The organism is Parviterribacter multiflagellatus (assembly GCF_056863265.1).
The window spans coordinates 639,740-664,117 of sequence record NZ_JBXPIZ010000002.1; the positions used below are offsets into that span (position 1 = coordinate 639,740).

General features: G+C 74.1%; 22 protein-coding genes. 5 read left to right on the forward strand and 17 right to left on the reverse strand.

Annotation, left to right across the window (positions count from 1 at the left end):
• Positions 1-4: 4 nt before the first annotated feature.
• From AC1UE5_RS06730 to AC1UE5_RS06760, 7 genes are all read right to left on the reverse strand, one after another.
• The gene (locus AC1UE5_RS06730; RefSeq protein WP_482921418.1) at positions 5-1,030 is read right to left on the reverse strand and encodes a pyridoxal-phosphate dependent enzyme; all 1,026 of its coding nucleotides are present in this window, start codon (positions 1,028-1,030) and stop codon (positions 5-7) included.
• Positions 1,014-1,367, reverse strand: a complete 354-nt coding sequence (locus AC1UE5_RS06735) for a DUF4387 domain-containing protein (RefSeq protein ID WP_482921420.1) — start codon at positions 1,365-1,367, stop codon at positions 1,014-1,016. The genes AC1UE5_RS06730 and AC1UE5_RS06735 overlap by 17 nt, the downstream gene beginning before the upstream one ends.
• Positions 1,357-2,742 carry an acyclic terpene utilization AtuA family protein gene (locus AC1UE5_RS06740; protein WP_482921422.1) on the reverse strand — a complete coding sequence of 462 codons (1,386 nt, stop codon included), beginning with the start codon at positions 2,740-2,742 and terminating at the stop codon, positions 1,357-1,359. The genes AC1UE5_RS06735 and AC1UE5_RS06740 overlap by 11 nt, the downstream gene beginning before the upstream one ends.
• Positions 2,739-3,839: an ABC transporter ATP-binding protein gene (locus AC1UE5_RS06745; protein WP_482921424.1), complete on the reverse strand. Its 1,101-nt coding sequence runs from the start codon at positions 3,837-3,839 to the stop codon at positions 2,739-2,741. The genes AC1UE5_RS06740 and AC1UE5_RS06745 overlap by 4 nt, the downstream gene beginning before the upstream one ends.
• Positions 3,832-5,592 carry an ABC transporter permease gene (locus AC1UE5_RS06750; RefSeq protein ID WP_482921426.1) on the reverse strand — a complete coding sequence of 587 codons (1,761 nt, stop codon included), beginning with the start codon at positions 5,590-5,592 and terminating at the stop codon, positions 3,832-3,834. Before AC1UE5_RS06750 ends, AC1UE5_RS06745 begins: the two co-directional genes overlap by 8 nt.
• Entirely contained in the window at positions 5,589-6,716 is a 1,128-nt protein-coding gene (locus AC1UE5_RS06755) for an ABC transporter substrate-binding protein (protein WP_482921428.1), read from the reverse strand. Before AC1UE5_RS06755 ends, AC1UE5_RS06750 begins: the two co-directional genes overlap by 4 nt.
• A gap of 112 nt (positions 6,717-6,828) precedes the next feature.
• Complete coding sequence (locus tag AC1UE5_RS06760; RefSeq protein ID WP_482921430.1) at positions 6,829-7,560, reverse strand: GntR family transcriptional regulator; 732 nt, start codon at positions 7,558-7,560, stop codon at positions 6,829-6,831.
• An 81-nt stretch (positions 7,561-7,641) separates the two neighbouring features.
• Here AC1UE5_RS06760 and AC1UE5_RS06765 point away from each other — a divergent pair, with 81 nt between their 5' ends.
• From AC1UE5_RS06765 to AC1UE5_RS06775, 3 genes are read left to right on the forward strand one after another with little or no spacing between them, the layout of a single operon-like run.
• Complete coding sequence (locus tag AC1UE5_RS06765; protein WP_482921432.1) at positions 7,642-8,475, forward strand: hydroxypyruvate isomerase family protein; 834 nt, start codon at positions 7,642-7,644, stop codon at positions 8,473-8,475.
• Positions 8,472-9,371: an NAD(P)-dependent oxidoreductase gene (locus tag AC1UE5_RS06770; RefSeq protein ID WP_482921434.1), complete on the forward strand. Its 900-nt coding sequence runs from the start codon at positions 8,472-8,474 to the stop codon at positions 9,369-9,371. The genes AC1UE5_RS06765 and AC1UE5_RS06770 overlap by 4 nt, the downstream gene beginning before the upstream one ends.
• 1 nt (position 9,372) lies before the next feature.
• Entirely contained in the window at positions 9,373-10,230 is an 858-nt protein-coding gene (locus tag AC1UE5_RS06775; RefSeq protein WP_482921436.1) for a fumarylacetoacetate hydrolase family protein, read from the forward strand.
• Between the two features lie 11 nt (positions 10,231-10,241).
• Here AC1UE5_RS06775 and AC1UE5_RS06780 read toward each other — a convergent pair whose 3' ends face one another.
• Together AC1UE5_RS06780 and AC1UE5_RS06785 are read right to left on the reverse strand one after the other, a co-directional pair.
• Positions 10,242-11,927 carry a hypothetical protein gene (locus AC1UE5_RS06780; RefSeq protein ID WP_482921438.1) on the reverse strand — a complete coding sequence of 562 codons (1,686 nt, stop codon included), beginning with the start codon at positions 11,925-11,927 and terminating at the stop codon, positions 10,242-10,244.
• Between the two features lie 35 nt (positions 11,928-11,962).
• Complete coding sequence (locus AC1UE5_RS06785; RefSeq protein ID WP_482921440.1) at positions 11,963-12,262, reverse strand: hypothetical protein; 300 nt, start codon at positions 12,260-12,262, stop codon at positions 11,963-11,965.
• Between the two features lie 349 nt (positions 12,263-12,611).
• Between AC1UE5_RS06785 and AC1UE5_RS06790 the strand changes: the two genes are divergently transcribed.
• Positions 12,612-14,828 carry a helix-turn-helix transcriptional regulator gene (locus tag AC1UE5_RS06790; RefSeq protein WP_482921442.1) on the forward strand — a complete coding sequence of 739 codons (2,217 nt, stop codon included), beginning with the start codon at positions 12,612-12,614 and terminating at the stop codon, positions 14,826-14,828.
• A gap of 20 nt (positions 14,829-14,848) precedes the next feature.
• Here AC1UE5_RS06790 and AC1UE5_RS06795 read toward each other — a convergent pair whose 3' ends face one another.
• The 4 genes from AC1UE5_RS06795 to AC1UE5_RS06810 are packed head-to-tail and all read right to left on the reverse strand — an operon-like array spanning position 14,849 to position 19,383.
• The gene (locus AC1UE5_RS06795; RefSeq protein ID WP_482921444.1) at positions 14,849-16,348 is read right to left on the reverse strand and encodes an APC family permease; all 1,500 of its coding nucleotides are present in this window, start codon (positions 16,346-16,348) and stop codon (positions 14,849-14,851) included.
• A complete protein-coding gene (locus tag AC1UE5_RS06800) occupies positions 16,341-16,589 on the reverse strand; it encodes a hypothetical protein (protein ID WP_482921446.1) in 249 nt (82 codons plus the stop codon). Before AC1UE5_RS06800 ends, AC1UE5_RS06795 begins: the two co-directional genes overlap by 8 nt.
• On the reverse strand, positions 16,586-18,103 hold the full coding sequence (locus tag AC1UE5_RS06805; protein WP_482921448.1) for an FAD-binding oxidoreductase: 1,518 nt from the start codon (positions 18,101-18,103) through the stop codon (positions 16,586-16,588). The genes AC1UE5_RS06800 and AC1UE5_RS06805 overlap by 4 nt, the downstream gene beginning before the upstream one ends.
• A complete protein-coding gene (locus AC1UE5_RS06810) occupies positions 18,100-19,383 on the reverse strand; it encodes a (Fe-S)-binding protein (protein WP_482921450.1) in 1,284 nt (427 codons plus the stop codon). Before AC1UE5_RS06810 ends, AC1UE5_RS06805 begins: the two co-directional genes overlap by 4 nt.
• Before the next feature lie 93 nt (positions 19,384-19,476).
• On the opposite strand from AC1UE5_RS06810, the gene AC1UE5_RS06815 reads away from it, so the two are divergent.
• Positions 19,477-20,895, forward strand: coding sequence for a GntR family transcriptional regulator (locus AC1UE5_RS06815; protein ID WP_482921452.1), 1,419 nt, complete (start codon positions 19,477-19,479; stop codon positions 20,893-20,895).
• A gap of 46 nt (positions 20,896-20,941) precedes the next feature.
• Here AC1UE5_RS06815 and AC1UE5_RS06820 read toward each other — a convergent pair whose 3' ends face one another.
• From AC1UE5_RS06820 to AC1UE5_RS06835, 4 genes are all read right to left on the reverse strand, one after another.
• Entirely contained in the window at positions 20,942-21,595 is a 654-nt protein-coding gene (locus tag AC1UE5_RS06820; RefSeq protein ID WP_482921454.1) for a hypothetical protein, read from the reverse strand.
• Between the two features lie 41 nt (positions 21,596-21,636).
• A complete protein-coding gene (locus AC1UE5_RS06825; protein ID WP_482921456.1) occupies positions 21,637-21,990 on the reverse strand; it encodes a DUF2200 domain-containing protein in 354 nt (117 codons plus the stop codon).
• Between the two features lie 32 nt (positions 21,991-22,022).
• Complete coding sequence (locus AC1UE5_RS06830) at positions 22,023-23,117, reverse strand: Gfo/Idh/MocA family protein (protein ID WP_482921458.1); 1,095 nt, start codon at positions 23,115-23,117, stop codon at positions 22,023-22,025.
• Between the two features lie 519 nt (positions 23,118-23,636).
• Entirely contained in the window at positions 23,637-23,831 is a 195-nt protein-coding gene (locus tag AC1UE5_RS06835) for a hypothetical protein (RefSeq protein WP_482921460.1), read from the reverse strand.
• Between the last annotated feature and the right edge of the window lie 547 nt (positions 23,832-24,378).

Consider the following 24,378-nt stretch of genomic DNA (forward strand, 5'->3'; position numbering starts at 1 on the left):
GCGATCACGCCGGCGGCGTCTTCAGCCCGTGCCCGGTCGCGGCGACGACGACGGTCTCGCCCGCTCCCGTCAGCTGGGGGAACGCCGCCAGCGCGGCGAGCGCCACGGCCGACGTGCGCTCGACGAGCAGCCCGTCGCGCGCGGCGACGCGGTAGGCGGCGGCGATCTCGTCCTCGCCGACCGCCACCGCGGTCCCGCCCGTCGCGCGCAGCGTCGCGAGGATGGTGCGGCCCCGCAGCGGCGCGGCGACCTGGATGCCGTCGGCGAGCGACGGGCGCGGCGCCACCTCCTCCGGCTCGTCGGCGCCGCTCGCCATCGCCTGTGCCAGCGGCGCGCACGCCGCGGCCTGCGCGGCGACCAGGCGCGGGACGCGGTCGATCAGGCCCGCGTCGCGCAAGGCCCCGAAGCCGAGCGCGGCGCCGAGCAGCAGCGCGCCGCCGCCGGTCGGGACGACCACGACGTCCGGCGCCCGCCGGCTGAGCTGCTCCCACACCTCGAACGCGAACGTCATCGTCCCCGCGAGGTAGAGCGGGCTGCGTGCGTGCGACGCGTAGACGACCCCTTCTCGCGCCGCCGCCTGCTCGGCCGACGCCGTCGCCGCCGCGCGCGGGCCCTCCACCAGCACCACGTCCGCGCCGTACGCGCGCAGCTGCGCGAGCTTGGCGGCCGGCGCGCTGGCGGGCGCGTGGATCGTGCAGCGGATGCCCGCGCGGGCGCAGTAGGCGGCGAGCGCGGCGCCGGCGTTCCCGGACGAGTCCTCGACGACCGCCCGGACGCCGTCCGCGCGCAGCGCCGACACGAGCACGGCGGCACCCCGGTCCTTGAAGGAGCCGGTCGGCAGCGCGCCCTCGAGCTTCACCAGCACGGCGCCGTAGGCGACGAGCGGCGTGGTCGGCTCGCCGAGCGTGACCGGCTCCCCCACCTCCGGCGGCAGCCACGCCCGGTAGCGCCAGAGGCCCTCGCCGTCCGGCGCCGCTCCGACCGCGAGCGGCGCCGGCACGAACAGGGGCGGCTCAGGGAGCGCCGGCATGCGCGGCCGCGGCGACCGCCGGCACCGGCAGCGCCATCAGCGGCACGTGCTGCTGGCCGGCGTGCATGTCCCGGTCCTCGAGGCTGCCCTGGGGGACCCGGCGCGGGAACGAGATCTTCAGCACCTGCAGCTCGGGCAGGCGGAAGATCCGCACCGACTCGGGCGCGACGGCGTAGATGCCGGCCACCGCCTCCTCGGTCACGACGCCCTCCGCCGCCGCCCGCGCGTACGCCTCGTCGTCGGGCAGGAAGACGTCGAGCGTCATCCAGAACGGCCCCGCGTTCTTCGCGCGGATCCTCACCGCGAGCGCGCCGAGGGTGGTCGCGTCATGCGACATGGGTCATCGCCTCCATCTCGATCCGGAACAGCTCGGTCGGCTCGTCGATCGCGACCACGTGGTTGAGCACGAACTCGTAGGCGGGCCCGCGCTCGATCTCGGCCGGCGAGGTGAGGAACGCGAAGCTCGGCAGCTCCTCGTGCTCGGCCAGCGGCATGTGCAGCATGAGCGGGTTGGCGAGCTTGGCCACCGCCGTCGCGGTCTGCTGGTCGGGCGCGCGCACCACGAGGATCGCCCCCACCTCGCGCGCCGGGGCCGTCGCGGGCTCCAGGTCGCCGAGGATCGCGTCGTGCCCGTACAGCCGCAGCGCGACGTCGTAGTCGTCCGCGCCGAGGCCGAGCGCCACGTCCGCGCGCCGGCGCAGCTCGCCGAGCAGCCCGGCCGACCACCGCTCGATCTCGGAGACGATGTACGGGTCGCGCACGCCGGTCAGCGAGATCGTCTCGTAGCCCACGAGCGCCGCGCCCTCGAGCTTGATCGTGTGCTGCTCGGCCGGCTCGAACCGCGAGCCCTCGACGCGCACGCGCCGCTCGTCGAGCTGGAGGTGGACGGCCTCGGTGGTGACGAGCGTCCCGGGCGGCTCGCGCAGCGCGTGCGGGTCGGCGGTCTCGTACAGCATGTGCGCGGCGACCGAGCGCGTCGTGCACCGCGTCTCGGGGTCGAGCGACTCGATCTCGAAGCCGGTCGCGTCGACCCGGAAGAAGACCCCGGCGCCCGACCGCGGGTTGGTCGTGCACTGGCTGCCGCACTCGGCGACCTTGGCGGCGTGCCAGCTCGGGCCCGCCGGCGCCCCCAGCATGAGCGGCACCGACGCGAGCACCGCCGCGTCGCTCGTCCGGCCCGCGAGCACGATGTCGGCCCCGGCCTGGATGGCGCGCACGAACGTCTCGTGCCCGTTCATCCCGACGATGTGCGAGCAGCGTCGCAGCGTCTCCGCGGCGAGCTGGCCGGCCGGCGCGAGCGGCGTGATCTGCCCCGCGTCGAGCCGCGTGACGAGCTCCTCCGCGCGCTGCTCGCAGTACACGCGCGCGACGGTCCGCTGCAGCCCCGCCTCGAGCAGGATCTCCTCCGCCAGGCCGGCCACGAGGTCGACGCCGGCGTCGGTGCCGCCCGTGCCGCAGCTGCCCACGACGAGCGGGATGTCGGCCTCCGCCGCGGCGCGGATCAGCAGGTCCAGGTCGCGGCGGATCGCGCTCGCCGGGACCTTGGGCGTCCCGGTGCCGAGGTAGTACGGGCCCGAGTCGGTCGAGCCGCTGTCGATGGCGATCGCCGCCGGGCCGAGCTCGAGTCCTCGCCGGATCGACTCGGGCGTGAAGCCCGTCCCCAGCGCGCCGGAGGGGACGAGCACGCCCACCGCCTGCAGATCGTCGTTCACTGCTGCTCCTTGTCGTTCTCGGTGGGCGCCTGCGCCCGTGCGAAGAGCCGCGCCTCACCGGGCGGGATCTCGATCAGCAGCCGCTCGCCGAGGTCGCCGCGGCGGCTGGTCACGCTCATCGAGGTCTCGCCGACCCCGACGCGATAGCGGTAGTGGTCGCCCAGGTAGGCGCGGTCCAGGACGCGCGCGGGCAGGGCGCCGTCGTGCGGCGCGCCGTCGTCGTCGCGCAGGACGAGCGACTCGGGCCGCACGACCAGGGCCACCGGCCCCGGGTCGCGCAGCGCCGACGCGACGGTCAGCGGCGCCGGCGCGCCCGGCAGACGGACGGTCGCGGCGCGCCCGTCCCCGCCGGCCAGCTCGGCGTCGAGGATGTTCGCGCCGCCGACGAAGTCCGCGACGAACAGCCGCTCCGGCCGCCGGTAGACGTCCTCCGGCGTGCCGATCTGCATCACCGCGCCGCCGTCCATGACGACGATGCGGTCGCTCATCGACAGCGCCTCGTCCTGGTCGTGCGTCACGAAGACCGTCGTCACACCGACCCGCCGCTGCAGCGCGCGCAGCCACTCGCGGGCCCGCTCGCGCAGCTTGGCGTCGAGGTTGGAGAACGGCTCGTCGAGGAGCAGCAGCTGCGGCTCGTACGCGAGCGCACGGGCGAGCGCGACGCGCTGCTGCTGGCCGCCCGACAGCTCGTGCGGGTAGCGCGCGCCGTACGGGCCCAGCTCCACCAGCTCCAGCATCTCCTCGACCCGCGCGCGGCGCTGCGGCGCCTTGACGCGCCGCAGCTTGAGCGGGTACGCGACGTTGTCGAACACCGACATGTGCGGCCAGACCGCGTAGGACTGGAACACCACGCCGCAGTTGCGGTCCTCCGCCGGCCGGTTGGTGGCCGCGTCGAAGAACACGTCCGTGCCGGCGCGGATCGTGCCGGAGTCCGGGTCGTGCAGCCCGGCGATCGACCACAGCGTGGTCGACTTGCCGCAGCCGCTCGGGCCGAGCAGCGTGAGGAGCTCGCCGTCGCGCGCGGCGATCGTGACGTCGTCGAGCGCGACGACGTCGCCGAAGGTCTTGCGCAGCCGGTCGACGTGCAGGTCAGACATGGGTCCGGGCTCCGAACATCAGGCGGCCGGCGCCGAGGACGACGACCGTGAGGACGAGTTGGATGACGCCGAACGCCGCCACCGGCCCACCGATCCCGGTCGTGGCGAGCTGCAGCATCGTCAGCCCCATCACCGGCGTGTCGGAGGTGACGAGGAACACCGCGGGGTCGGCGTCGTTGAGCATCGTCACGAACAGCAGGACGAACGAGACGCCCATCGCCGGCCGCGCGAGGCGCAGGACGATCGTGCGCATCGCCGTCCACCAGTCCGCGCCGCAGGTGCGCGCCGCGCGGTCGAGGTCCTCCCCGATCGCGGCGAGCGCCGGGTAGAACGCGCTGTAGGCGAACGCGAGCGAGCGGACGGCGAACGCGAGCCCGATCGCCCACAGGCTGGCGCGCACGGCGCCGCCCGGGTCGAGGATCGCGAACGACCAGAAGAACGCCATGCCGGTCACCAGCCCCGGCATCGCGCGCGGCCACAGCATCGCGTGCTGGAGCGAGCCGCGCAGGCGGAACTGCGAGCGGTGCGCGACGACCGACAGCGCGGCGACGGCGATCGTCGTCAGCGCGCCGCCGACCGCGGCGATGAGGAGGCTGTTGACGATCGACTCGCGGTACTGCGGCTTGTCGAGCACGGCGGTGAAGTGCTCGGTGGTGAGCACGGTCCACGGATCGATCAGCGGTGTCAGCAGCGTGGTGAACGCCGACAGCACGACGCCGACGAGCGGCACCACGACGCCGGCGAGCAGCCCGAGCAGGATCAGCGCGGCGATCGGCCAGCGCGCCGGCCCGAGCCGCAGCGTGACGTGCGCCTTCGGCTTGCCGGTCGTCGTCGTGAACCGCGCGACGTCGCCGACCATCCGGTTGCGCGCGACGAGCAGCAGCGTGACGACCGCGAGCAGCACCACCGCGCCGGCCGAGACGAGCCCGTGGTCGGGCGGGTCGGCGCGCAGCCAGTTGTCGTACAGGTAGGTCGAGATCAGCGTGACGTTCGGCGTCGTGCCGAGCACGAGCGGCAGCCCGAGGACCTCGAGCGACAGCGCGAAGACGATGAGCCCGGAGTTGAGCAGCGCCGGCCGGAGCATCGGCACGGTCACGGAGAGCAGCGCGCGAAGCGGCCCGGCGCCGGCGGTGCGCGCGGCGTCCTCCAGCGAGGAGTCGAGCGCGGCCAGCGTGCTGCGCGCGAAGAGGAAGACGACCGGCGTCGCGACGCTGATGCCGACGACGATCATCCCGGGCAGGCTGAACAGGTCGCCCGGCACCCGCAGCGGCGTGTGCAGCTCCAGCCAGGCGGTCGCGTAGCCGGACTCGGCCCACATCGCGATCCACCCGAGGATCAGGACGAGCCCGGGCAGGACGACCGGGACCATGCTGAGCCCGCTGAGCAGGCGGCGGCCGGGCAGGTCGGTGCGCGTGGCGAGGATCGCCAGGACCGTCCCGAGCACGAGCGCGCCCACGGTGACCGAGCCCGCGAAGACGAGGCTGTTGGCGACCGCGGTCCACCACGCGCCGTCGCTGAGCAGCCGGCTGTAGTTGTCGAGCGTCAGGTGCCCGCCGCTCTCGTACAGCGGCGTCGACCACAGCGACGCGAGCAGCACCGGCACGACCGGGCCGACGATGAGGAGCATCGCGCCGGCCCACAGGCCCCACTGCGTCACGCCGGCCGGGAGCCACGCGCGCCGTGCGGAGCGCCCGAGGGCGGGCGCTCCGGAAGCGGCGCCGGCGAGCGTGCCGCTCGGCGACGACGTGCTCATCGGCCGAAAGCCGCCTTCCAGCGGTCGAGGATCGCCTGCCGCTCGTCGGCCAGGGCCTCGTCGTACGTGCCGAAGATCAGCTTGTCGTCGCCGAGCTCGGCGCGGGTGGCGGCCAGGCCGAACGGGCACTCGACGCCGTCGCGGTAGGGCGTGATGCCACCGCGGCACGCGGCCTCCTGGCCCTCGACCGAGAGCGCGTAGTTGATGAACGCCTTGCCCGCGTTGGGCGACTTCGCGCTCTTCGTGAGCCCGATGCCGCGCGGGACGACGACCGTCGCGTCGGTCAGGTACTTGAAGGTGACGATCTTCGCGAGGTCGTCGGGCAGCAGCGGGCGGACGGAGCCCGGGACGAGGAACGCCGCGGCGTACTGCCCCTGCGCGAGCTTGGTGATCAGGCTGCCGGTGCTGCTCTCGACCTTCGTGCTGCCGCCGAGCTGCTCGAGGTTCTTCCAGCCGGCGTCGCCCGCCGCCTCCAGGTACGAGGCGGTCGCCTCGTAGGCCTGCGGCGTGGTCGTGATGTTCGCCGTGCCGATCTTGCCCTTCAGGCTCCCGGCCATCTTCGCCAGGTCCGCGAGGGTGTCCGGCTGCTGGTCCTCCGGCAGGACGGCCTTGTTGTAGAAGGCCATCATCGGGTCCTCGGAGACCGCGACGACGCCCGGCGCGAGCTTCGCGTGGTCCGGCAGGTTCGCGACGTTCGGGTCCTCGTAGTCGGCGATCGCGCCGCGCTCGACCAGGCCCAGCCAGCCGATCGCGTTCGAGTTCATGATCACGTCGGCCGTGGTCCCGCCGCTGGCCTGCTCGCTGAGGTATCGCTGGACGACCTCCTCGCCGTTGAGGCTCAGGGTCTTGACCTTCACGCCGGGGTACTCCCGCTCGAAGCCCTCGACGAGCGGCTGCGTCTGCTCCTCGTTGGCGTTCGTGTAGAGGAGGACGGTGCCCTCCTCCTTCGCCGCGGCCGCGACCTGCGGGTCGACCGGCGTCTCGGGAGCCGCCTTCCCGGCGTCCACGGTCGTCGTGTTGCCCGCCGGCGCCGTGGCACCCGCCCCGGCGGCCGCGTCGTCGTCGTCGCTGCCGCACGCGGCCACACCCAGCGCGAGCGCGGCGATCAGGCCCGCGGTCCCCACCGCTCGCCTCGTAGCTCTCCAACCCATCGTCTCTCCTATTTGCCATAGCAAGGCGCCGGTGAAGCGCCCTGCACCTTGACCCGGCCGCGCCTCGCGACGCGGCGCCGAACCCCTACGAGCCCGTGTACCTCAGCCGCGCGGGAGCGGCCGCACGGCAGTGCGCGAGCATCAGCTGCTCGGCGCGGTCCTCGTCCCTCGCCTCGACCGCCTCGAGGATCTCGCGGTGCTCGGGGTACCGGCGCCCGACCGCCGCGAGGTCGCCCTGCTCCACCAGCCGCTCGACGTACCGGCGCCGCTCGCCGGCGTCGAACGCCTGCACCGTCGTGAGGAGGTGCCGCAGCAAGGTGCTGCCGCCCGCCTCGTCGAGCAGCCGGTGGAACTCGCGGACGTGGAGGAAGATCTGCTCGACTGCCGCCCGCAGGACGTCGGCGCCGACGTCGTCGCGCCCGGCCACGTCGGCGTGGATGGCGTCGGCGGCGTCGAGCTCCGCGCGCATCCGCGCGATCTGCTCGGCCGTCGCGTGCTTCGCGGCCATGCGGGCAGCGACGCTGCGCAAGGCGTCCTCGATGGCGCTGACCTCGGCCCGGTCGGCGTCGTCGAGCGCCGCGACGCGGATGGAGCGCGGGCCAGTGCGCTCGACCAGCCGGTCCTGCTCCAACCGCCGCAGCGCCTCGCGGATCGGCGTGGGGCTCACGCGCAGCCGCTCGGCGAGCCCGCGCTCGGTGATCTTCTCGCCGCTCGGCAGCTCGCCCGCGACGATCGCGGCGCGCAGGGCGTCGTAGGCCTGGTCGGCGAGCGTGGCCGACGTGAGGCCGACGAGCGAGGAGGCGGGACCGGTGGACATCGGAGCGGGGACCTTAGCCGTTCACGACGCGGTGTCAAGCATGTTCTTTTCCACTTGCTATGGCATATGGTTTCCGTCGCGATGCACGATCCTCCGTCCCATCGGCTGGCCTTCGTCGCCAGCTGCACCTTCCTCTTCACCGAGCACGAGCTGCTCGCGCGGCCCTCCGCCGCGCGCGCCGCCGGCTTCGACGCGATCGAGCTGTGGTGGCCGTTCGCGGACGCGGCGCCGCCCGCCGCCGAGGTCGACCGCCTGACGAGCGCGGTCGAAGACGCCGGCGTCCGGCTCACGGGGCTGACGCTCTTCGGCGGCGACCTCCCCGCGGGCGACCGCGGGCTCCTGTCGCTGCCCGGGCGCGACGCCGAGCTCCGCGCGACGGTCGACGTCGCCGTGGACCTCGCAGGCCGGCTGGGCGTCGACGGCGTCACGTGCCTGTACGGCAACCGCGTCGACGGCGTCTCCCCCGCGGCGCAGGACGCGCTCGCGACGGAGAACCTCGTGTGGATCGCCGACGCGCTCACGGCCGCCGGCGCGACGGTCCTGCTCGAGCCGGTGAGCGGCGCGCCCCGCTACCCGCTGCGCACGGCGGCGGACGTCGTCGCAGCGATCGAGCGCGCCGGCCGGACGGACGTGCGCCTGCTCGCCGACCTCTACCACCTGGCGACGAACGGCGACGACCTCGCGCAGGTCGTCCGCACGCACGCCGCCCGCATCGGCCACGTCCAGATCGCCGACGCCCCGGGCCGGCACGAGCCGGGCACCGGCGGGCTGGCGCTCGACGCCCATCTCGCCGCGCTCCAGGCGGCCGGCTACACCGGACGCGTCGCGCTCGAGTACGTCCCGAGCGGCGGCGACACCGAGGCGTCGCTGGCCTGGCTGCCCCGCGAGCGGCGCGCAGCGGGAGCGACGGCATGACGCGGATCGCCTTCATCGGCCTCGGCGTGATGGGCGCGCCGATGGCGCGGCACCTCGTCGCCGCCGGCCACGACGTCGTCGGCGTCAACCGCAGCAGCGCGCCGGTCGAGCGGCTCGTGACCGACGGCGGCCGGGGAGCGGCGAGCGTCGCGGAGGCCGTCCGCGACGCGCAGGTGGTGATCACCATGCTGCCCGACGGCCCCGACGTGGAGGCGGTCGCGCTCGGCGCGGACGGCATCCACGCGCACGCGCAGCCGGGCGCCCTGCACGTCGACTGCTCGACGATCCGCCCCGACACGTCGCGCGCGCTCGCCGCGGCGGCCCGGCGCCTAGGCCTGCGCCCCGTCGACGCCCCGGTCAGCGGCGGCCAGGTCGGCGCCGAGCAGGGGACGCTGTCGATCATGGCCGGCGGCGCGCCCGACGACGTCGCCGCGGCGGTCCCGGTCCTGCGCGCCTTCGGCGGGACCATCGCGCACGTCGGCGGCGACGGCGCCGGTCAGACGGTCAAGGCCGCCAACCAGCTCATCGTCGCGGGCAACCTCCAGCTCGTCGCCGAGGCGCTGGTGTTCCTGCAGGCGCACGGCGTCGACCCCGACGCCGCGCTGGAGGTCCTGCGCGGCGGCCTGGCCGGCAGCCGGGTGCTGGACCTGAAGGCCGAGGGCATGCTCGCCGGGCGCTTCGCCCCGGGCTTCCGCATCGACCTGCACCACAAGGACCTGGGCATCGTCCTCGCCGCCGCCCGCGCGGCCGGCGTCGCGACCCCGCTCGGCGCCCACGTGGCCCAGCTCGTCGCCACGCTCCGCGCGCAGGGCCACGGCGATCTCGACCACAGCGCGCTGATGCTGCTCGCCGAGCAGCTCTCCGGCCGCACCGACCACCACGACCGAGAGGGTTGACATGAGGCTGATCTGCCACCGGGGCCGCGCCGCGTTCGCCGAGGGCGAACGGGCGCACTGGCTCGACGAGCTGTCCGGCGGGCGCCTGCAGGGCGATCCGAGCGCGCTGCTCGCCGCCGGCCTGTGGGAGGACGTCCGCACGCTGCACGCCGCGGGCGGCTTCGGCGCGGGCGACCCGCTCCCGCCGGCGCGCGACCTCGATGCGCCGACGCCGCGGCCCGGCACGATCTTCGGCATCGGCGTCAACTACGCCGCGCACGCCGCGACGGCGAACATCGAGGCCGGCTCCCTGCCGACGACGTTCGTCAAGCTGCCGTCATCGGTCTGCGGGCCGGAGGCCGACGTCGTGATCCCGCGCGGGCGCGAGCAGGTCGACTGGGAGTCCGAGCTGGCGTTCGTCGTCGGCCGCGGCGGGCGGCACATCGCGCGCGAGGACGCGCTCGACCACGTCGCCGGCGTGATGGTCGCGCAGGACGTCACCGAGCGCGACGTGCAGTTCAACGCGGGCGGGCGCCAGTTCTCGCTCGGCAAGGGCTACGACACGTTCTGCCCGCTCGGCCCGGCGCTCGTGACGCTGGACGAGCTGCCGCCGCTCGGTGAGCTGCGCCTGAAGGCGACGCTCAACGGCGATGTCGTGCAGGACGGCTCGGCGGGCGACATGCTGCACGACGTGCCGGCGATCGTCGCGGCGCTCTCCTCCGTCACGACGCTGCGCCCCGGCGACGTCGTCCTCACCGGGACGCCGGCGGGGACCGGGTTCACCCGCACGCCGCCGCGGTTCCTGACCGCGGGCGACGTGCTGGTGACGGAGATCCCGGGCGTCGGCGCCCTCCGCAACGCGTTCGTCGCGGAGGGCTGAGGACGCGGCGGCTACCGGCGGTCGAGGTCGACGCCCGCCGGCAGCGTGTACGTCGGGTACGTCTTCGCGTTGCGCATCGTCTTGCGCACGCGCGTCGACAGCCGGTAGACCGCCGCGGCCGCGTTCTTGGGCGCGGGCACCGTGGTCGTGAACGTGCCGTCGGCGTTGGGGCGGACCGACTTGACGACGACGCTCTTGCCGCACGAGACGCGCCGCACGATCCGGACCGGCTCGACCGGGTTCGACAGCGGCAGGGCGACGCGGCCGCTCAGCGTCACCTTGCCGCCGGAGGCGACCAGCCGCGTGAGCGTCATCCGGCGCTGGAGCTTGAGCGGCAGCGACCGCTCCCTGCCCAGCTCGGCCGTGTAGCGCGCGGCGTTGGACGCGCGGATCGACGCGGCCGGCAGCGGAGCGCCGGCACGGAAGAAGCCGTCGGCGCCGACCTTCGCCCGTGCGACGACCTTGCCCGTCGCGCGCAGCCGGATCCCCACCGTGCGGCCGACCAGCTCCTTGTCGGCCGCGCCCTCGAGGCGGACGCGACCGCCCTCCGGCAGCACGTTGAGGAGCACGAGCCTGCGGTCGGTGCAGGCCAGCAGCTGCTCGGACGCGCTCAGCTGCTCCGTGTTGGCGACCGTGGCGCTCTTGGACGGCGGCGTCACGGCCGGGCCCGGCTTGGGCGTGGTGTCCGTCGGCGGGTCCTGCTTGGGCGGCGCCGGGCAGTCGCCCGTGCGGCGCACCCGCGCCTCGCCGGCGACCGCGTCGAGCAGCTCCTGGCCGGCCAGCGTCACGCGTGCGTGCAGCGCGCGCTGCGTGAGCGTCGTGCCGTCGGCGATCTGCTCCGGCGCCTTGACGCTCAGGTGCGCGACCGTCGCCGGGATCTGGATCGGCGGCAGGCCAGCGAGCACCGGGCGGATCAGGCCCTGCAGCGACGTCAGCAGCGGGCCGGTCAGGCCGTCGAGGGCCGGCGTGACGGTGATCTTCGACAGGTCGAGCGTCGACAGGTCGATCGAGGCGCTGTCGAGCAGCGGCAGCGCCTGCTCGGCGACGCCGTTCACGAGCGTGACGTCCTGGCCGAGCGCCTCGAGCCCGACGATCTCGCTGCTGCCGGTCAGCGAGCCGGTGCCCGCGTTGCAGGCCGCGGTCGCCTGGGAGCGCAGCACGTCGGCGCTGAGCAGGGAGCCGGCCGCGAGCCGGTCCGGCAGCGCGGCCCGCACGGCCTCGCGGATGTCGAGGGTGAGCGCGCTCGGGAACGACGGGTCGAGCACGCGCACGAGCGTCAGCAGCGGGCTCGGGATCGGCACCGAGACGGACGGGAGCGCGGCGATGAGCTGCTCGGTCGGCAGCTCGATCTGCGGCAGCAGCCCGCCGAGCCCGACGTCGAGGCCGGTGACGGCGCCGGTCGCGCCCGCCGTGGGGCCGGTCGCGTCGAGCGTCGTGGTGGACGTCAGGACGCCGGCGCTCACCAGCGGCGGCAGCGCGAGCGGAAGCCCCGCCGCGCCGGTCTGGCACGCGCCGTGGCGCCCGGTCACCGCCGGCTCGACGGCCGTGGCCCCGAGCAGGCTGGTCCTGAGGGCGCTGGCCTCGCACTCCAGCGCCGGCGTGGCGGCCTGGCTCGCCGCGGGGGCGAGCGCCAGCGCGGTCGCCGCCAGCGCCGCTGCGGCGCCGAGGGTCCCGGTTCCGATCCGTGGATGGTGCATGGTCTCCCTGTCTGATGGGTGGTCGAAGCGTGGGCTCAGCGCCGGCGCGCGGGGCGGCCGCCGGGGGCGACGGCGACCGCCGCCGGGCGCCGCGTGAGGCGGGCCGTGCGGTCGGGTGCGGTGACCTCGGTCTCGCGGTCCTCGATCGCGGTGCGCTCGATCTCCCCGGCGGCGAGCGCGGCCGCGACCGCGTCGTCACCTCGTCGCGCCGCGCGGCAGAGCACGGCGGCCAGCGCGCCTGCCCCGACCACGTACAGCCCTCCGGCGAGCAGCAGGCCGGCAGCACCGTGCGCAGGCCAGAGCAGGGCCAGCGGCCCCCAAACCTGTGTGGACATCGTCTTCCCCTGTCTGGCGCCCGCATCGCTGCGGAGCCCCGTCCTTCACCGATGACTCCCGGTCATCGGCGGCCCAGGTTCTACCAGCGGCCAACGCGCCGGAACAGCAACTTCACCCGGGGTGAGGCACGGGTTCATCCCCACCCGCGGATGCGCTCGCCGCCGACCGCGCCGGGGCTCATCCGGATGAAACGCGGTGCCGCTCGACGGATGTCCAGCTCTCGGTGCACCTGCGCACGTTGCCGGAGCCCGTGCGCGCCAACTGGCCCGCGACGTCGCGTCCGCGGCGCTATTCCTCCGGTGCCGAGCAGACCCGCACGAGAAGGTGTGAACCAAGGATGGGCAGGGAGTGACAGCGGCGGACGGCGGGCCATCGGGGCCCGCCGTCGCCGCCACGAAGGTGCGACCGCCGCGGCCGCTGAGCGGGACGATCACGCGCGAGCGCGTGGTGCGCCGCGTGGCCGCGGGCGCCGGCGGGCCGTTGACGGTCCTGTCCGCGCCGGCCGGCTCGGGCAAGACGACCGCGCTGCTCCAGTGGCTCGACCGCGCCGGCACGCCCGTGGCCTGGGTGACGCTCGACGCCGCCGACGACGGCGCCCGGCGGCTCTTCGGTCTGCTCCTGGCCGCGCTCGACGGCGTCGTCCCCGGCGCCCAGGCGGCGCAGGCCGCCGTCCGCGACAGGGCAAGCCTCCTCGACGCCGTGGTGCCGTTGACCGTCCACGCGCTCGAGGAGGCGACCGGCGACGGCGTCACGCTCGTCCTCGACGGCTACCACCACGTGCGCGACGACGAGGCCCACCGGGCGCTCACGGCGCTGCTCGACGCGGCGCCCCCGACCACCCACGTCGTCGTCTCCAGCCGCACCGCGCCGCCGCTGCGGCTCAGCCGCCGGCGCACCGCGGGCGAGGCCACCGAGTTGGGCCTCGCAGAGCTCGCGTTCGACCCGGCGGAGGCGCAGGCGCTGCTCAACGGCCGGCACGAGCTCGCGCTCAGCGCCGCCCAGCTCGCGCTGGTCGACGAGCACGTCGCCGGCTGGCCGGCCGGCCTCGCGCTCGTGGCGGCGAACCTCAGCCGCAGCGCGGACGGCCCGTCGTTCCTGGCGGCGCTCGGGCGCGCGGCGCAGCAGATGGACGAGTACCTGGCCGAGGAGGTGCTCGAGCGGATGGACCCGCCGCTCGCCGAGCTCCTCGTCCGCAGCGCCGTGCTCGACCGGTTCACCCCCGCGCTGTGCGAGCACGTCGTCGGGACGCCCGGGGCCCGCCCGCTGCTGGCCGAGGCGCGCCGCGCGAACCTGCTGGTGGCCGAGCTCGACGGGGACGCCCGCGGGGTCTGGTACCGCTCCCCCGACCCGTTCGCCCGGCTGCTGCGCCAGGCGCTGGAGAGCCGCTCGCCCGACCTCGTGCGTGAGCTGCACGCACGCGCGTCGCGGTGGTTCGAGCAGGCCGGCATGGCTGAGGACGCGATCGCGCACGCCAGCCGGGCCGGCGACGGGCCCCGCGCGGCCGGGCTGCTGCGCGAGGCGGCGGTCGAGCTGCTCGGCAGCGGCCGCCACGCCGCCGTCCTGCGCCTCGTGGAGGAGATGCCGGCCGAGCGCGGGCCGCTCGGGCCGTTCAGCGAGGCGGTCCACACCGTCGCCCTCCAGCACCGGGGCGCCGGCCCCGCGGTCCTCGACGAGCGGTGGGAGCAGCTCGACGCCCACCGCGACGCGCCGGGCATGGCGTGGTTCTCGCTGGCCGCGCGCGTGTGGCCGTTCTTCGGGCGCGTCGGCGAGACCGTCGACCTCGGGTACCGCGCCTACCGCTGGGACCGCGACGCGATCTCCGACCCGAGCCGGCACGCGGCCGCCGCTCGGCTCGCCCTGGCGCTGTGGTTCGCCGGCGACGTCGCGCGGGCCCACGCGATCGCGGAGCTGCACGTCGGGGCGGTGACGTTCCCGACCAGCCGGGCGCTGGCCCACACCGCGCTGGCGCTCTGCGCCGCGGACGGCGGCGCCGTCGAGCGGGCGCTGGACCACGCGGCCGAGGCGACGGCCACCGCACGGCGGCACGGCGGCGCGGCCGCGCTCGAGTTCTCCGTCGCCTTCCAGGCCGAGGCCGACGCGCTGCGGCGCGCCGGCCGGCTCGACGACGCCGCGGTGGCGCTGACCCACGTCGAGCGCGTCACCGGCCACCACCCCACGTCGCTGCACCACGCGTTCACCCTGCTCCTGCGCGCCGAGCTGGGCCTCGCGTGCGACGACCGCGAGGACGCGGGCCGTGCGGCCGCGACCGCGCGCGAGGTGCTCGCGCCCTTCGCGGACGTCGGCGTGCTGGAGCCCCGGCTCGCGGCGGTCGAGCGCGCGCTCGCCGGGCACGCCGACGACGGCCTCGCCGGCACCCCGCCGACGGCGTCCGAGCTGCGCGTGCTGGCGCGGCTCGCGGACGACCTGAGCGTGGCCCAGATCGCCCGCGACCTGTACCTCTCGATCCACACGATCAAGAGCCACCGGCGCCGGCTGTACCGCCGGCTCGGGGTCGACAACCGCGCCGACGCGGTCGCGGAGGCGCGCCGGCGCGGACTGCTGTGAAGGCCGCCTAGCCGGTCACCTCACGTCCGGCGCGCGGCGTCGCCGGCCGGTGCGTCGCTGCCCTCGTAGGGGCGCCCGAGGAGCAGGTACAGCACGCCGGAGACGAGCACGACGCCGCAGCCGATCAGCACGACCCCGCGGTCGTACCACGGCAGCCCGTCGCCGCGCGGCCACGCGAGGTTGATCGCGGCCGCGACGCCGTAGACCAGCGCCGCGACGTTGACCGGGTACGCCCAGCGGCCGAGGCGGAACTTGCCGCTCGGCACCCACCCGCGCCGGCGGGCGATCAGCGCGCCGAGCACGACCGACTGGAAGGCGATGTAGATGCCGGCCGACGCGAACCCGATCACGCGCAGCAGCGCGTCGGTCGAGACGATCTCGGCGATCGCGATGACGCCGAGCGGCACGATGCTCGCCACGACCAGCGCCACCGGCGGGACGTGACGGGACGGCGAGAACCGCGCGAGCGCCGCGCCGCCGACGATCATCCGGTCGCGCCCGTACGAGTAGAGCATCCGGCTCGCCGCCGCCTGCAGGCTGAGCGCGCAGGACAGGAACGAGATCAGCACGATGACCGTGATGACCTTCGCCCCGAAGCTGCCGAAGACCGCCTCGAACGTCGTGCCGATCGGGTCGGCCAGCTCGCCGCTGAGGATCGCGTCGAAGTCGGGCTGCGAGAGGATCAGCCCCGCGGTCACGAGCAGCGCCGCGAACCCGCCGATGTAGATCGTCCGGCGCATCGCCTTCGGGATCTGCCGGCCCGGATCGGGCACCTCCTCCGCCACGTCGCCGCACGCCTCGAACCCGTAGAAGAGGTAGAGGCCGAGCAGGCTCGCCGCGAGGAACGGCCCGAGGTACGAGCCGTCGCCCGCGGTGCCCATCGAGTCGAAGAAGGTCCCGAAGTCGTGGTGGCGCTCGAACAGCAGCAGGTAGCCGCCGACGAACAGCGCGCCGACCAGCTCGGCGATGAACCCGGCCATCGCGACGCGGCCGAGCGTCTTCGTCCCGCTCAGGTTGATCGCCAGCGCGATCACCATCAGCGCCCCGGCCAGCAGCACGGTCGTCAGCCGCGTCGGCTCGAAGCCGAACAGCGACCCGATGAACGGCACGGCGCCGGTCGTGACGCTGGCGATCGTCGCGATCAGCGCCCAGCCGTAGATCCATCCCGTCAGCCACGCCCACCGGCGGCCGACGAGCCGCCGTGTCCACGGGTACACGCCGCCCGCGATCGGGTACTGCGCGACGACCTCGGCGAACACCAGCGACACGAGCAGCTGGCCGATGCCCGCGATCACGATGCTCCAGATCATCGGCGCGCCGCCGGCGAGGAACGCGATCGCGAACGTCGAGTAGACGCCGACGACCGGCGACAGGTACGTGAAGCCGAGGGCGAAGTTCTCCCACAGCCCCATCCGGCGCTCGAACTGCGACTCGTACCCCAGCTCGGCGAGCTGGCGCGCGTCGTCGTCGTGGTGGTCGGCGGCCGCGGGCGGCGCGGCCGGCACGGCGATGTCAGTCATCCAGGAGCTCCTCTCCCGACAGAACGACGTTGGCCCAGTGGCGATGCATCCAGTGCAGGTGGTCGTGGCGGCTCGCGGCGATGCGCTGCGTGTCCCAGTTGGGGAACGGCTGCTGGCGGACGTGGTCGGCCATCAGCCGCGGGTCGACCTCGTAGATGTGCTCGAACCGCGTGATCGCGACGTCGCTCGCGCGCGTGGGCTCCGGCGGGCGGCGCTCCTCGCCGTGGCGGAAGACCCTCACTTGACGTCCTCCTCGAACGCGCCGTCCAGCCCGTACTTGCCGGGGTTCATGACGTTGTTGGGGTCGAGCGTGCGCTTGATCTGGCGCATCACGTCGTACGCGCCGCCCAGCTCGAGCGGGACGACGTCGACCTCGCCCTCGCGGCACGCGCCGTGGCAGGTGCTGATCGAGCCGCCGTGCGCGACCGCCACCTCGGCGATCCGCCGCTTGGCGTCGACCCACATCGCCCACGTCTCGTCGTCGAGCTCCTGCTCCCAGATGCCGACGTCGATCTCCGTCAGGTAGTCGACGCCCGTGCGCGCGCTGGTGTAGGCGAACATGCCCCAGTCGTCGAACACGTCGCTCTTCGCGCGCAGGCCGGCGACGATCTCGTGCCACGCGCGGCGGACGGCGGGCAGCTGCGTCCAGTTGACCGCGGCGTCCTCGCAGTGCCAGCTCATCGGCACGACCTGCCCGGCCTTCGTGCGGCCGTGCAGCGGCGTCGCGTAGCGGTCGTGCCGCGCGGCCCAGTCGCCCTCGGAGATCTCGTCGCCGAGGTAGCGCGCGCCGCCGTCGCGCGCGATCCGCATCAGCCGCTTGCCGCCCGCGCGGACCTCGTCCTCGTTGCCGTAGAGCACCGCGCACACGAGCGCGCGGACGTTCTCGGGCTGCGGGATGTACGCCTCGTCGTCGCGGCGCAGGTACGCGACCTTCTGCTCGTCGAACAGCACCGCGCCCGCGAACGTCGCGCAGTCGGCCCGCACGAGGTCGCGCAGCACGCGGTGGGCGGTGTCGTAGTCCTCGAACGCCCAGAACGGCGACAGCTCCGCCTCGGGCCGTGGGTAGAGCTTGAGCGTCGCCTCGGTCGCGACGCCGAGCGTCCCCTGGTGGCCCATCAGCAGGTGCTTGAGGTTGTAGCCCGTCGAGCTCTTGGAGATCTTCGCCCCGCCGCCGTCGCCGGCGCGGATCACGTCGCCGGTCGGCAGGACGTGGGTGAAGCTCAGCACGAGGTCACGCGTGTGGCCGTAGCGCGAGCCGACCAGCGACCAGCCGCTCGTCCCGATCCGCCCGCCGACCAGCGAGCACGGGTACGACGCCGGGTCGTCGGGATAGATGAGCCCGTGCTTGCCGAGGACCTCGTTGAGCTTGAGCATGTTCATGCCCACGCCGACCGTGCACGTGCGGTTCTCGAGGTCGATCTCGTGGATCTGGTCCAGCCGCTTGAGGTCGAGCAGGATGCCGTGGCGGAACGGCACGGCGCCGTCGGTCAGCCCGGTCCCGCCCGAGCGCGGCACGACCGGGACGCCGAAGCGGTTCGCGATGCGGACGACCTCCGCGACCTCCTGGGTGCTCCCCGGGAGCGCCACGGCATCGGGCAGGTGGTCGGCCCAGCGGTGGACGGGGAACGGCGCGGGGACCCGCGCGCGGTGCAGGCGCGCGGGCTTGCTCGTGAGCACGTTGTCGCTGCCCAGCGCGCGCTCGAGCTCGCGCAGGACCTGGTCGTCGAGCGACCGCGGCGTGGCGACCGCGCTCATGCCGCCTCCCCCGCGCGCGGCTCGCTCGCCCCGCGGCTGCCGCCGACCACGATGCCGAGCGACTCGGCCAGGAGCTCGTGGATGTCGACGACGTCGATCGCCTGCGCCTCGCCCGCCTCCGCGAGCGGCCGCTCGGACCACGGGCACGCGCTGACGAGCGTGTCGACCTCCAGCTCCGCCGCCTTCTCCAGCCGCCGGCCGCTGATCTTGGCCGTCAGCTCCGGCTTCTCGACCGGCAGGCCCGCGCCGCCGCCCGAGCAGTACGACCACTGCGTCACGCGGTCGACGTCCTTGAACTCCAGGCCGGGGATCGCGCGCAGGATCTCGCGCGGCTCCTGCCAGATGCCCTTGCGCTTGTTCAGGCGACAGGGATCGTGGTAGGTGATCGTGCGGTCGATCGGGACCGTCGGCGTGAGCTTCCCGTCGCGGATCAGCTCGGCGAAGATCTCGACCGCCAGGACGATCTCGATGTCGTCGTACTCCTCGCCGAAGTACTTCGGGTAGTCCTCGGTGAACGTGATGTAGTCGTGCGGGTCGAGCACGATCACGCGCTTGACGCCGCTCGCGCGCCAGTCGTCGAGGTTGTGCCGCGCGAACCGCTTGGCCTGCTCGAGGTAGCCCATCTCCGCGGCCGGGCCGCCGCAGCACCACTGCTCGCGCATGAGGCCGAACTCGAAGCCCGCGCGCTGGAGGATCTGCGCCACTGCGCGCGGCACCGACGTGCGGTAGAACGCCGCCTCGCAGTCGACGAAGAGGATCGTCTCGCCGCCGACCGGGATGTCGAGGTCCGCGGCCCAGTCGGCCACGTGCGCCTGGTCGACCGGCACGCCGCACCCGGCGGCCTCGCCGAGCACCGGCTCGTGGCGGCGCTCGTCGGTGAGCAGGTTCCAGCGCTGGTAGCCGGGCTGGTGGATGCCCTCCTCGACCGCCAGCGCGCGGACGGCCTTCACGAGGTCCACCGTCCGCGTGCGGAAGCGGTAGAAGTCGCCGGTGAACAGCGTGTTGGGGCAGCGCAGCTCGCACGCGCCGCACTGCGTGCAGTTGACGAAGTCCTCGGCGACGTCCTCGACGGACAGCTCGCCCTTCTCCATCGCCACGACGTTCGCGTGGAACGCCGTCGGGGTCCACGACTCGTTGCGCGTGACCTGCTGGACCGGGCAGACCTCGCGGCAGAACTTGTGGCCTGAGCTGTAGCAGTTGTACGCGGCGTTGCGCCACTCCTGGACGAACTCGTCGGTGGCGTCGCCGGGCGTCTGCGGCGGTTCGACGTCGGTGCTCACGGGTGCTGCTCCCTCCTCCTCTGGCTGGGCCGCGAAAACCTATGAATCCATATTTCAAATGTCAACACCTGTTCGTCGGCATACTTGGGCGGCATGCCGAGCCTCCCGTCGACCGCCCGCAGCACGTACCTCGCGCCGCTCGACACCCGCGGCCGCGTGGCGGAGGTGGAGCGGCGGCTGGCGGACGCGATCCGCTCGGGCGTGTTCGCCGACGGCGATCAGCTGCCGGCCGAGGCCGAGCTCGCGTCGCACTTCGGCGTCGCGACCGTGACGCTGCGCGAGGCGCTCGCCGGCCTGCGGACGAAGGGCCTGGTGCGGACGCGGCGCGGGCGCGGCGGCGGCACGTTCGTGCACGCGCCGGCGGCCGAGGCCGAGGCGCGCATGCTCGCGCACCTCGACACGCTGACCGTCGACGACATCCGCGACCTGGGCGACCACCGGCGCGCGGTCGCCGAGGCGGTCGCGGCGCTCGCGGCCGAGCGGGTGTCGGAGGGCGACCTGGAGCGGCTGGCCGGCCACGTCGAGCGGCTCCGCGCGGCGGGGAGCGCGGCCGAGCGGCGCGCGGCCGACGCGCGGTTCCACGTCGAGCTGGCGGCGACGACCCGTTCGCTGCGCCTGACGCGCGCCGAGATGGACGTGCAGAAGGAGGCCGGCGGGCTGGTCGCGCTGGCGCTGGGCGAGGCGGACGCCGCGCGGGTGCTCGCCGACCACGCGGCGCTGCTGGCGGCGGTGAGCGCGGGCGATGCTCGGCGTGCGCGGGAGCTCGTCGCGCGGCACGTCGACGCCGAGACGACCGCGCTCGCACGGCTGCACCTCGAGCGCGTGCGGCCGCTGCCGGGGCCGGTGCTGCCGCGCGTGTGCGAACGGCTGGAGGACGTGTTCGGCGAGATCGAGGCCATCCGCGCGACGGTGCTCGCGCTAGAGCCGGAGCCGGCGCGCGCGGCGCTCGGCCCGGTCCGCGAGACGGTCTACGAGATCCTCGGCCGCCGCGACCTCATCGCGGGCGCCGGGATGGTCTTCGCGCCCGGCGCGGTGGCGGACGCGGGCCGCTGGCTTGAGTGGTGGCGGCGCGAGAGCGGCGGCGCCCCGGTCTTCCTCAACGCCGCGCTCGACCCGGCCGAGGACGACTTCTACGACTACGAGCAGGCCGAGTGGTTCACGACGCCCCGCGAGACCGGCCGCCGCTGGATCGCCGGCCCCTTCGTCGACCACAGCGGCACGAACGAGCACATCCTCACGCTCACGGTCCCGGTCGTCCGCGACGGCCGCTTCCTCGGGGTCGCTGGCGCGGACGTCGCGGTCGGCGGCATCGAGGCCGTCGCCGGCCCCGCACTCGCGAGCGCCGACGGCGTCGCCGCGCTGGTCAACCACCGCGGCCGCATCATCGCCACGAACGACCCGCAGCACCTCGTCGGCACGTTCTGGCCGGGCGCGCGCGACGGCTGGCCGCCGCCGTCAGGCACGGTCGCCGAGCAGCACGACGGCATCGCGTGGACCGTGGTGCGCGGCTGACGAGCTTTCCGAGGCTCCGCGAGGGACTCGCTCGCCGGGACCTCCACTACTCGTCGGTCGTCGCAGACCCCGTCGGGAAGAGCGGTTCGACTGCAGCAGCCGCGGCCAGGCGGCGCCCCGCGGCACGGACCCAGAAGACCATCGACGCGAGCGCCGCCGCGCCGCCCACCGCGGCCGACACGGCGAGCGAGGCATCGAGCGCCAGGCCGAGGAGGATCGCAACCGCGGTGCCGCCGACGACCGCATCGATCGTCGCGACCGCGGTCGAGAACGCGAACAGCGGGCTCCGCCTGCCCGGTGGGAGGCCCATGTTCGCGAAGACCCCAGGCCCGTCGTCGTGCGCCGAGAGGAGGAACAGGTCGGCCCGATCCCCCGCGATCTCCTTGTAGTGGTGCCGGATCCGGTTGATCGCCAGTCCGTAGCGGAAGTCCTCGGCCCCGCACTCGACCAGGCGCACGAACGTCGCGGCGCCGAGCACGTACAGCGTCGGCAACACGATCAGCGCGAAGACCGTGAACTCCGTGCCGGTGCCGGACACCTGGCCGATGAACCCGAGCGCGACCATCGCGCTGGACACGGCGAGGACGAACATCGACGCGCGCGCCGAGCTCTCGCTCATCGTCTGCGCCCGCGCGCCCTGCAGCGTGAAGTGCTCGGTCGTCAACGCGGTGAGCAGCTCGGCGGAGGACGGTCCCGACATGGCAGGCCTCATCCTCGCACCGCTGTCGAGCCGTAGCCCGCTCACGGGGTGCGGAGGATCTTCTCCATCGCCTTGCCCCGCGCGAGCTCGTCGACCAGCTTGTCGAGGTACCGGATCTCCCGCATGAGCGGATCCTCGATGTCCTCCACGCGGACGCCGCAGATCACGCCGGTGATCGACTTGCGCGCCGGGTTCAACGCCGGGGCCTCGGCGAAGAAGGTCTCGAAGTCGGTGCCCTGCTCCAGCCGCTCGGCGAGGTCGCGCGGCGCATAGCCGGTCAACCAGCACATGACCTCGTCGACCTCCTCCTTCGTCCGGCCCTTCTTCTCGGCCTTGGCGACGTAGTGCGGGTAGACGCTTCCGACGCTCATCTTGTAGATCCGGTGCGAGGCCACGGGCAGACTTCTACCACCCGCCGGCGGCGCGGTCAGACGGCGACGCGGCGGCCGGCGGCGGAGGAGCGCTCGATCGCGTCGAGGAGGCGGTGGCGCGCGACGGCGTGCGCGAAGTCCGGCGCGGTGGTGGTTCCCTGGAGGAGGTCGTCGCGGATGGCGGCGTAGGCGTGCGCGACCGCGCTGACCGGCGTCCCGGCGTGCTCGGGGTAGGCGTCGTACGCGGCGGGGAGCGTCAGCTCCGCGAGCGGGTCATCGCCGCGAGCGCCGCGCACCGTGACGTGCGTCGTGTGCGGATGCGTGGGCGCGGTGACCTCCAGCCGGCCCTCGGTCCCATCGATCACCAGGAGGAACCCCGGGGCCATCCCGCCCCGGTGATGCGCCGAGAGGACTGCGCCGCCGGCGACCGTGCCGGAGATCGCGACCTGGTCCTCGGCCGTCATCGGGACGGGCTCGCCCGTGGCCGCGTCCGGCACGAACGGCCGGCGGGTCGCCGTCGTCGCCGACAGGTGCTCGAGCTCGCCGACGACGAGGCACACCGCGTCGATCGCGTGCCCGAACGCGATCGAGAGCATCGTCGCGCCGTTGCGCCGGTCGAGCAGGTACCGCCCGCGGTCGGACACCGGGTCGCCCCACCCGCTCGACGACCCGACGACGGTCGCCGAGAGCACGTCGCCCAGGTACCCCTCGCCCACGAGGTCGGCCAGCCAGCGGAACGTGGGCGTCGTCCGGCCCTGGAGCCCGACGAAGGAGCGCGTCCCGCGCGCCGCACGCTCCAGCTCCTCGGCCTCCTGGAGGTCGACCGCGAGCGGCCACTCGCAGAGCACCGGCTTGCCGGCCTCCAGCGCCGCCAGGACGAGCTCGCGGTGGTGCGGCACCTTGACCGCGACCACGACGAGGTCGACGTCGTCGCGCGCGGCGAGCTCCGCTGCGGATCCGACACCCGGGACGCCGAAGACGTCGCCCGCTGCTCTCGCCGACGCAGCGGAGCTGGCCGCCAGCGCCCGCAGCTCGAGGCCGTCGACGGACTGCAGCGCCGGCACGTGGGCCCGCGCGGCCCAGCCGGCGGATGCGCTGAGCCCGACGATCCCGACCCCGATCGGCCGCTCCGCCACGTCGCCAGGACTCACGCGCGGCAGGTCGGACTAGTAGCCCAGCGCGAACTTCGCGTCCTCGGACATCTTGTCCGGTATCTGCCGTGTCGCGCTGTAGCGACTAATCGCAGGATGTCGCGGATTAGCAGGGCATTCGTGATCGATGCGTGACGGGCTGGGTCTCAGCGCTTCGCCGGGTGCAAGCGAGTTGGTTTGCAGTTCGTTTGCAAGGAGGACAGACTCCCCGGGGCGGGAGAGACGGCCGCTTTGCGGACCGCTGCGCGGGGGTAGGTCTTGCCGTCCTGGCCGGTGACGGATTCAGGTGGGCCAATACGGCATGAGGGCGCGGCAGGCGTGGGAACCAAATCGGCCGTGAACGCCGGCTTGCCAGTGGGCCGCGGGAAGTCGATCAAGTGGCCGAACCTCCCGCACCTTTACGGCTTTAGCGGGGTTTATCGCGAGCCGCTAAAGCCCGAACTTCCCCCCGCGGTGCCGTGTCTCGCAGTTCGATCGACGAGTACGCCGAGACCGCACCGAACGCCGCGAGACGGCCGTTCACGCGGCCGTGGAGGGCATCGCCTGAATCGCCGCCTCGCGCAGCGTGCTGAGCAGCCCTTCGTAGACCGACGCGAGCACATCGTTTCCACGCATCCTTGCCTGCGCGACTTCCCACTCCAAGCAGTCCAACACCGCGGTGATTGAGTCGCGGTCCGTTTGCGCCATGCCCATCTCGTGCCCCGTTCTCGTCATGTTGCCAGGCCACAGACTAGATATGTGCGACAGATCTTGCAAATGTCGTACTCGCAATGTAAAAGACGCAATGCGACGCTCGCAACGCCTGCGCGCGGCGCGGTGCGCTGCGCGGGGTAGGTCTTGGACGCGGTCTGTCGCAGCGACTTCCCCTGCCCGTCATGGCCGGCGACGGTTTCAGGTGTAGACGATGTACACACGTCTCGGTGAACCTGCTTGAGATGCGCCCCGTCTCGGCGCGGCCTCGGTCTCGCGAGGAGCGGGGGCGAGCCAAGTCATCGCCGACCGGCGAGAAGTTGGGCGAGCGGCAGGCTTGCGAGCGCGGTCAGCAGGGGGCTTGGCCTACATCGAGGCGGGCACCCAAAGGGGCTAAGAAGTACCCCCGTGGGGGTATCGGACGGACGCAAACGGGGCACACCCCCGCGCGCGCGAGGCCACGAACCCCATCAGTAAAAGCGCAATCTAGGCATTGCGCATGGGGCGCAACCGAAAAGTTGCGTTTTTTGGTGCGGCCAATGGCGGGTGTTCACCAGGCCCCGCCACCTCA

What these genes read in the sequence shown, in the direction of transcription:
- AC1UE5_RS06730 (WP_482921418.1), bottom strand. Translation starts at nt 1,030, where the DNA reads ATGCCGGCGCTCCCTGAGCCGCCCCTGTTCGTGCCGGCGCCGCTCGCG.
- AC1UE5_RS06735 (WP_482921420.1), bottom strand. Translation starts at nt 1,367, where the DNA reads ATGTCGCATGACGCGACCACCCTCGGCGCGCTCGCGGTGAGGATCCGC.
- AC1UE5_RS06745 (WP_482921424.1), bottom strand. Translation starts at nt 3,839, where the DNA reads ATGTCTGACCTGCACGTCGACCGGCTGCGCAAGACCTTCGGCGACGTC.
- AC1UE5_RS06750 (WP_482921426.1), bottom strand. Translation starts at nt 5,592, where the DNA reads ATGAGCACGTCGTCGCCGAGCGGCACGCTCGCCGGCGCCGCTTCCGGA.
- AC1UE5_RS06760 (WP_482921430.1), bottom strand. Translation starts at nt 7,560, where the DNA reads ATGTCCACCGGTCCCGCCTCCTCGCTCGTCGGCCTCACGTCGGCCACG.
- AC1UE5_RS06765 (WP_482921432.1), top strand. Translation starts at nt 7,642, where the DNA reads ATGCACGATCCTCCGTCCCATCGGCTGGCCTTCGTCGCCAGCTGCACC.
- AC1UE5_RS06770 (WP_482921434.1), top strand. Translation starts at nt 8,472, where the DNA reads ATGACGCGGATCGCCTTCATCGGCCTCGGCGTGATGGGCGCGCCGATG.
- AC1UE5_RS06775 (WP_482921436.1), top strand. Translation starts at nt 9,373, where the DNA reads ATGAGGCTGATCTGCCACCGGGGCCGCGCCGCGTTCGCCGAGGGCGAA.
- AC1UE5_RS06780 (WP_482921438.1), bottom strand. Translation starts at nt 11,927, where the DNA reads ATGCACCATCCACGGATCGGAACCGGGACCCTCGGCGCCGCAGCGGCG.
- AC1UE5_RS06785 (WP_482921440.1), bottom strand. Translation starts at nt 12,262, where the DNA reads ATGTCCACACAGGTTTGGGGGCCGCTGGCCCTGCTCTGGCCTGCGCAC.
- AC1UE5_RS06795 (WP_482921444.1), bottom strand. Translation starts at nt 16,348, where the DNA reads ATGACTGACATCGCCGTGCCGGCCGCGCCGCCCGCGGCCGCCGACCAC.
- AC1UE5_RS06805 (WP_482921448.1), bottom strand. Translation starts at nt 18,103, where the DNA reads ATGAGCGCGGTCGCCACGCCGCGGTCGCTCGACGACCAGGTCCTGCGC.
- AC1UE5_RS06815 (WP_482921452.1), top strand. Translation starts at nt 19,477, where the DNA reads ATGCCGAGCCTCCCGTCGACCGCCCGCAGCACGTACCTCGCGCCGCTC.
- AC1UE5_RS06820 (WP_482921454.1), bottom strand. Translation starts at nt 21,595, where the DNA reads ATGTCGGGACCGTCCTCCGCCGAGCTGCTCACCGCGTTGACGACCGAG.
- AC1UE5_RS06835 (WP_482921460.1), bottom strand. Translation starts at nt 23,831, where the DNA reads ATGACGAGAACGGGGCACGAGATGGGCATGGCGCAAACGGACCGCGAC.